Raw genomic sequence first — 1,800 nt, 5'->3', positions numbered from 1 at the left:
CAGTCCTTTCGCTCAAATCTGGACAAGTTGAGCGAATTTGGGTAAGGTCTCGGCATGACCGAGACACTGAATATTACGACGGAGCGGGTGGACGACATCCCGCTCTTGCTGGCGCAAATGAAACAGATGGAACTGCCCAACCTGCTTAATTCGTACTTCTCTGCCCACGGCAACTGGCAGGGGCTTGACCCCGGCTGGGTTACCACCATCTGGCTCGCCCATGTGCTCTCCCAAGCCGACCACCGCCTCAGCCATGTGCAACCCTGGGCTGAACGCTGCTTGATCACTTTGCAGCAGGCAACCGGTCAATCGGTGCGCGCCTTGGACTTCACTGATGACCGCTTGGCTCGCCTGCTCGAACTGTTCAGCAAAGACGAACAATGGAACCTGTTCGAGGCTGCCCTCAACCGTTGCCTGCTGCGTGTCTACGACTTGCCCGCCGAGCGGGTACGCCTGGACAGTACCACCTCCAGTGGCTATTGGGGCGTTGATGAAGGCGGCCTGTTTGCTTTTGGGCACTCCAAAGACAAACGGCCCGACCTGCCCCAACTCAAGGTGATGCTGGCCAGTCTTGACCCACTGCCCCTGCCATTGGTCACCAATGTGCTCCCCGGGCAAGCAGCCGATGACCCTTTGTACTGCCCGGTGATCCGGCGGGTGCGTAGCAGCCTGGGGCGGGGTGGGTTGCTCTATGTTGGCGACAGCAAGATGGCCGCCCTCGACACCCGCGCCTTTGTGCAGGAGGGAGGTGACTTCTACCTGATGCCCCTGCCCACTAAGCAGTTGCCCCCTGACTGGCAAATACTCTATCTGGCCGGGGTGTTGGACAAAACTCAGCCCCTTGTGACGGTGAAACGCAAGCGTGCCGACGGGGAAGAAGTGGAGATCGCCGTTGGCTACGAGCACACAGTGCAACTGGCTGCTCAGTATGAAGGCCGCCAACTCACCTGGCAAGAGCGCCGTCTGGTAGTGCGCTCCATTAGTGCTTCCAAAAGCCAAGAACAAGGGTTGCACAAGCGGCTTGCTGGGGCACAACAGGAGATTATGGCACTGAACGGGCGGCGACGCGGTAAAAACAGACCAACCGACAAGGCGGCCCTTGAACAGGTGATAGGTGCCATCCTGGAGCGTTACCGCGTAGGGGACTTGTTGGTCGTGCAACTGAGCGAGCAGTGGCAGCACAGGGAAGTGCGCGCCTACAAAGAGAGAGAGGCTCGTGTTGAGCAGCGATGGGACTTCAGCATCAATGTGCAAGTGGACCAAGAGGCGCTTGGGCGAGCAAGTGCCGGTTTGGGCTGGCGAGTGTACGCGACCAACCGAGGGGCGGAGGGGTTGTCGCTGGAAGCGGCGGTGCTGTGCTATCGGGAAGAATACCTGATCGAGCAGAGCTTTGGTCGCTTGAAGGGAGCGCCACTGAGTTTGAGCCCCTTCTACCTGCAACGCGACGACCACGCCAAAGGATTGGTGCGACTGTTGAGCCTTGGGGTGCGAGTGTTGGCGCTGCTGGAGTTTGTGGTGCGGCGGCACTTGGCTGAGGAGGGGACAGAGTTGGTGGGACTGTATGCGGGGCAACCCAAAGCCACAACCAGCCGCCCGACCACGGAGCGAATGCTGGAGAGCTTTCGTGGGCTGACGCTGACAATTATTGATCATGCTGGAGCAGTGTTGCACCATCTAACCCCACTTTCCCACTTACAAACCCGCATTTTGGGCTTGGCAGGCTTCTCACCCGACATCTACATCTACACCATGTTGGTTACTGTTTCTGCCAAACCCCCATGAAAATGAGCGAAAGGACTG

1 protein-coding gene is annotated in these 1,800 nt (G+C 58.8%); it reads left to right on the top strand.

The features are described from left to right. Positions 1-54 precede the first annotated feature (54 nt). Entirely contained in the window at positions 55-1,782 is a 1,728-nt protein-coding gene (locus IVW53_15860) for an IS1634 family transposase (protein ID MBF6607039.1), read from the top strand. Positions 1,783-1,800 lie beyond the last annotated feature (18 nt).

The organism is Chloroflexota bacterium (assembly GCA_015478725.1).
Classification (GTDB): Bacteria; Chloroflexota; Limnocylindria; order Limnocylindrales; family CSP1-4; genus C-114.
Note: the sequence above shows the minus strand (reverse complement) of the source record. Positions and strands in the feature narration are given on the sequence as shown.